This is a genomic window from Rhodopseudomonas sp. B29 (genome assembly GCF_000333455.1).
Taxonomy (GTDB): domain Bacteria; phylum Pseudomonadota; class Alphaproteobacteria; order Rhizobiales; family Xanthobacteraceae; genus Rhodopseudomonas.
Genome location: NZ_BADD01000783.1, coordinates 1 through 4607 on the forward strand (window position 1 = coordinate 1; position 4607 = coordinate 4607).

A 4607-nucleotide genomic window follows, 5' to 3' on the forward strand; every position below is an offset into this window, starting at 1 on the left:
GCGGGCCGCGATGCGCTGTAGTCGGGTCGGCGTGAGCAGCGCCGGGCCGGCGCGGCCGGATCGGTAGACCGGATGGTGGATCTCCTCAGCATGTTCCGCAAGCGGCCGGCCAAGCAGCGGCCCGGCTTCGCGCGGCCGCGCGCCGACATCACCGGCTACGGCGCCGAGGTCGGCGACCTGATCGCCACCCCGATGCGCGACGCGCCGCCGCTCGCCCGCGAAGCCACGCTCGACCCCCGCGCCCAGCCGCCGCAGCCGCGGCCGCGTCGCCCGGTTCAAGCGGCGCCGACTCCGGCCGGCTATCTGGCCGTGCACGCCATCGAGAAGAGCTTCGGCAGCCGCAAGATCGTGCGCGGCGTCAGCATCTATGTCCGCCGCGGCGAGGCCGTCGGTCTGCTCGGCCCCAACGGCGCCGGCAAGACCACGGTGTTCTACATGATCACCGGACTGATCAAGGCGGATCGCGGTGCCATCGAACTCGACGGCCACGACGTCACCAAGCTGCCGATGTATCAGCGCGCCCGGCTCGGCATCGGTTACTTGCCGCAGGAAGCCTCGATCTTCCGCGGCCTCTCGGTCGAACAGAACATCCGCGCGGTGCTCGAAGCGGTCGAGCCCGACAAGCGCAAACGTGAGGCGGAGCTCGACAATCTGCTGCACGAGTTCAACATCGAGCGGCTGCGCAAATCCCCGTCGATCGCGCTGTCGGGCGGCGAGCGGCGCCGCGTCGAAATCGCCCGCGCGCTGGCGAGCCGGCCGAACTACATGCTGCTCGACGAACCGTTCGCCGGTATCGACCCGATCGCGGTCGGCGACATTCAGGATCTGGTGCGGCACCTGACCAACCGCGGCATCGGCGTGCTGATTACCGACCACAACGTCCGCGAAACGCTCGGCCTCACCGACCGCGCCTACATCGTCTATGCGGGCGAGATCCTGACCGAAGGTAGTCCGGAGGACATCGTCAACAACCCGGACGTGCGACGTCTTTACCTCGGCGAAGAATTCCGCCTGTAAGCCTGTTGCAGTCGGCAGCGGCCCGCGGCATGATCATGCCTCCGGAGCTCCGTCGGGGTATTCCTGCACCCGAGCGCTTCGAAGGATTGGAATTCCGTATTCGTACGGATCGCCTTAGGCCGAATTTCCAATCGTCAAGACGTGTACATCCGTCTCGGAAAGGCGTAAGCAGGAGGGACAAGCAAGAAACGGACCAACTTGGCCCCGCTCTTGTCCCACACTTGCACCCACGGCCCCTGACACATGGCCCTGACGCAACGCCTCGAGTTCAGACAATCGCAGTCGCTGGTGATGACGCCGCAGCTGATGCAGGCGATCAAGCTGCTGCAATTGTCAAATCTCGATCTGGCGGCGTTCGTCGAGGACGAGATCGAAAAGAACCCGCTGCTCGATCGCGCCAGTGACAATGCCGAGCCGCCGGTCTCCGGCGAACAAACCGCTGACAGCAGCGGCGAGTACAGCGCCGGCGACGATGGTGGCGGCGGCGAAGCGGCTGATTTCGGCGAGGGCGGCGCGCCCAGCGCGTTCGAGCCGGGCGCCGAAGACTGGATGCACCGCGACCTCGGGAGCCGCAGCGACATCGAGCAGACGCTCGATACCGGCATGGAGAACGTCTTCCCCGAGGAGCCGGCCGAGGCGGCCGCGCGCGCCGCGCAGGATATCGCGCCCGCCGGCTACACCGAATGGGGCGGCGGCGCCTCGTCGGACGAAGGCTACAATCTCGAAGCCTTCGTGGCCGCCGAGACGTCGCTCGCCGATCATCTGGCCGAACAACTCGCAGTCGCCATCACCGCGCCGTCGCAGCGCATGATCGGCCAGTATCTGATCGACATGGTCGACGACGCCGGTTACTTGCCGGCCGATCTGGCCGATGTCGCCGAGCGACTCGGCACCAGCATGGCGGACGTCGAAGCCGTCGTCGGCGTGTTGCAGACCTTCGACCCGCCCGGCATCTGCGCCCGCAATCTGAGCGAATGCCTGGCCATCCAGCTGCGCGAGCGCGATCGCTACGATCCGGCCATGCAGGCGCTGGTCGAGCATCTCGACCTGCTTGCCAGGCGCGATGTCGCCAGCTTACGCAAGATCTGCGGCGTCGATGACGAAGACCTCGCCGACATGATCGGCGAAATCCGTCACCTCGATCCCAAGCCTGGCCTGAAGTTCGGCTCGTCGCGGGTGCAGACCGTGGTGCCCGACGTGTTCGTCCGTCCCGGTCCCGACGGCGGCTGGCTGGTCGAACTCAACAGCGACACGCTGCCGAAGGTGCTGGTCAATCAGACCTACTACTCGGAGCTGTCGAAGACGATTCGCAAGGACGGCGACAAGTCGTACTTCTCGGACTGCCTGCAGAATGCCACCTGGCTGGTCCGCGCGCTCGATCAGCGCGCTCGCACCATTCTCAAGGTCGCGACCGAGATCGTGCGCCAGCAGGACGGTTTTTTCACGCACGGCGTCGCGCATCTGCGGCCATTGAATTTGAAGGCCGTCGCCGACGCCATCCAGATGCACGAATCGACCGTGTCGCGCGTCACCGCCAACAAATACATGGCGACCAATCGCGGCACCTTCGAGCTGAAGTACTTCTTCACCGCCTCGATCGCTTCTGCCGACGGCGGCGAAGCGCATTCGGCCGAGGCGGTTCGCCATCACATCCGGCAATTGATCGACGGCGAAGATCCATCGGCCATCTTGTCGGATGATACTATCGTCGAACGGCTGCGCGAGACCGGCATCGATATTGCGCGGCGCACCGTTGCGAAATACCGCGAGGCAATGCGAATCCCCTCTTCGGTGCAACGCCGGCGCGACAAGCAGAGCATGCTCGGCACCACACTCGGCTCTGCCGACCGTTCGCGCGACACAGCGCCCGCTTGATTGCGGCGCGCCGCTCCGACTAGACTCGGTCCCCCACCATGAATAGAGGCATCCCATGACCTTCCGCGTCTCCGGCAAAAGCATCAGTGTCGGCGAAGCGCTGCGCACACGCGTCAGCGACCGCACCGAGGAGGTTCTGCGCAAGTACTTCGACGGCAACTATTCGGGGCACATCACGCTCAGCAAGGACGGCTTCGGCTTCCGCACTGATTGTGCACTGCACCTCGATTCCGGAATCACGCTGGAAGCCGAGTCGAATGCCGCCGACGCCTATGCGAGCGCCGATCAGGCGCTGCTGCAGATCGAGAAGCGCCTGCGCCGCTACAAGAGCCGCCTGAAGGATCGCTCCGCCCGCAAGGCGCACGCCGAGGCCACCGCCCGGGCCGAACTCAGCCTGCCGGGCGTCGATGCCACGAGCTACGTGATCGAAGCTCCGGGTGACGAAGCGCCTCACGAGGAAGCCTATAATCCGGTGATCATCGCCGAGGCGACGACGGCGCTGAAGCGGCTGTCGGTCAGCGAGGCCGTCATGGAGCTCGACCTCACCGGCGCCCCGGTGCTGGTATTCCTCCATGGCGGCTCCGGCCGGGTGAACATCGCGTATCGCCGCTCCGACGGAAACATCGGCTGGATCGACCCGCCGGCGCTGGATGCCGCCTGAGGCGGGTTCCAACACAGGGGAAACCGCGATCCGGCATTGACGGTCGCGGGAGCCTCTGCCTATGGTCCGCCGCCTTCCGCCGGCAGGCGGCGCCCGGGTTCGGGGCCGTCAAAAGAGGGGTAGGCCTTGGTCAGGCAATTTCGGTCAGCCAATGATCAGCCCAGCGACTTGGGTCAGGCGCATGATGTCAGGGATGCTTCCGCCCGGGTGTTGAGGCCCGCCGGCGGCTCCCGGGCCGCAGGCTTGATCACGTCCACCTCGCTCCTATTTCACCCCGACCACCCTCTTCACCCTCGGAAGGCCGCATGACGATTACCGACTTGGTCGCGCCCGAGGCCGTCATCCCGGCGTTGAAGGTGATCAGCAAAAAGCAGGCGCTACAGGAGCTTGCGGCCCGTGCGGCCGAGCTGACCGGCCAGAACGAGCGCACGGTTTTCGAAGTCCTGCTGCAGCGCGAAAAGCTCGGCACCACCGCGGTCGGCTATGGCGTGGCGATTCCGCACGGCAAGCTGCCCAAGCTGGAGCGGCTGTTCGGCCTGTTCGCGAGGCTGGAGCGGCCGATCGACTTCGAGGCCATGGACGGCCAGCCGATCGACCTGATCTTCCTGCTGCTCGCGCCCGAGGGCGCCGGCGCCGATCACCTCAAGGCGCTGGCCCGGATCGCCCGCCTGCTGCGCGACCCCGATGTCGCCAAAAAGCTCCGCGCCTCCCGCGACGCCCAGGCGATCTACTCGGTCCTGGCCCTTCCGCCCGCTACGGCCGCCTGATCGCTCTTCCCAAAACAACAAACGCGAGCCCGGCAGCCGGACCCGCGTTGCGTAACTCTCGTTATGATCGCGCTAAGCTGAGCGTTGCGTCAGTGAACGCTGACGGTCTGCAGCTCGTTGCTCCACGCGTTGGCGACGGCCGCCTCAAGGCTGTCGGTCAACATGATCGGCGTACCATCGGCCGAATGCAGCGCGAACAGTTTCAGGCCGGGTGCCATCTCCGGCGCCTGCGGGAACAGGCCCGCGACGTCTTCGGAGCGGATCTGCTTCACATAAGCGATATGACC

At 66.0% G+C, this 4607-nt stretch carries 5 protein-coding genes; 4 read left to right on the top strand and 1 reads right to left on the bottom strand.

Translation table 11 applies throughout. The features are described 5' to 3' along the window. Positions 1-72 precede the first annotated feature (72 nt). The 4 genes from lptB to ptsN all read left to right on the top strand — a co-directional run bounded on the left by lptB (position 73) and on the right by ptsN (position 4320). The gene (lptB, locus tag I5M_RS28190; protein WP_022724457.1) at positions 73-1017 is read left to right on the top strand and encodes an LPS export ABC transporter ATP-binding protein; all 945 of its coding nucleotides are present in this window, start codon (positions 73-75) and stop codon (positions 1015-1017) included. Between the two features lie 243 nt (positions 1018-1260). Next, positions 1261-2892 carry an RNA polymerase factor sigma-54 gene (gene rpoN / locus I5M_RS28195; RefSeq protein ID WP_022724458.1) on the top strand — a complete coding sequence of 544 codons (1632 nt, stop codon included), beginning with the start codon at positions 1261-1263 and terminating at the stop codon, positions 2890-2892. A gap of 55 nt (positions 2893-2947) precedes the next feature. Then, entirely contained in the window at positions 2948-3553 is a 606-nt protein-coding gene (gene hpf, locus I5M_RS28200) for a ribosome hibernation-promoting factor, HPF/YfiA family (protein WP_022724459.1), read from the top strand. A gap of 305 nt (positions 3554-3858) precedes the next feature. Then, positions 3859-4320, top strand: coding sequence for a PTS IIA-like nitrogen regulatory protein PtsN (gene ptsN, locus I5M_RS28205; RefSeq protein WP_022724460.1), 462 nt, complete (start codon positions 3859-3861; stop codon positions 4318-4320). Positions 4321-4409: 89 nt separating this feature from the next. On the opposite strand, the gene I5M_RS28210 is transcribed toward ptsN, so the two are convergent. Continuing rightward, positions 4410-4607, bottom strand: a 198-nt coding sequence (locus tag I5M_RS28210) for a DUF1150 domain-containing protein (protein WP_022724461.1), incomplete at its 5' end; no start/stop codon positions are given.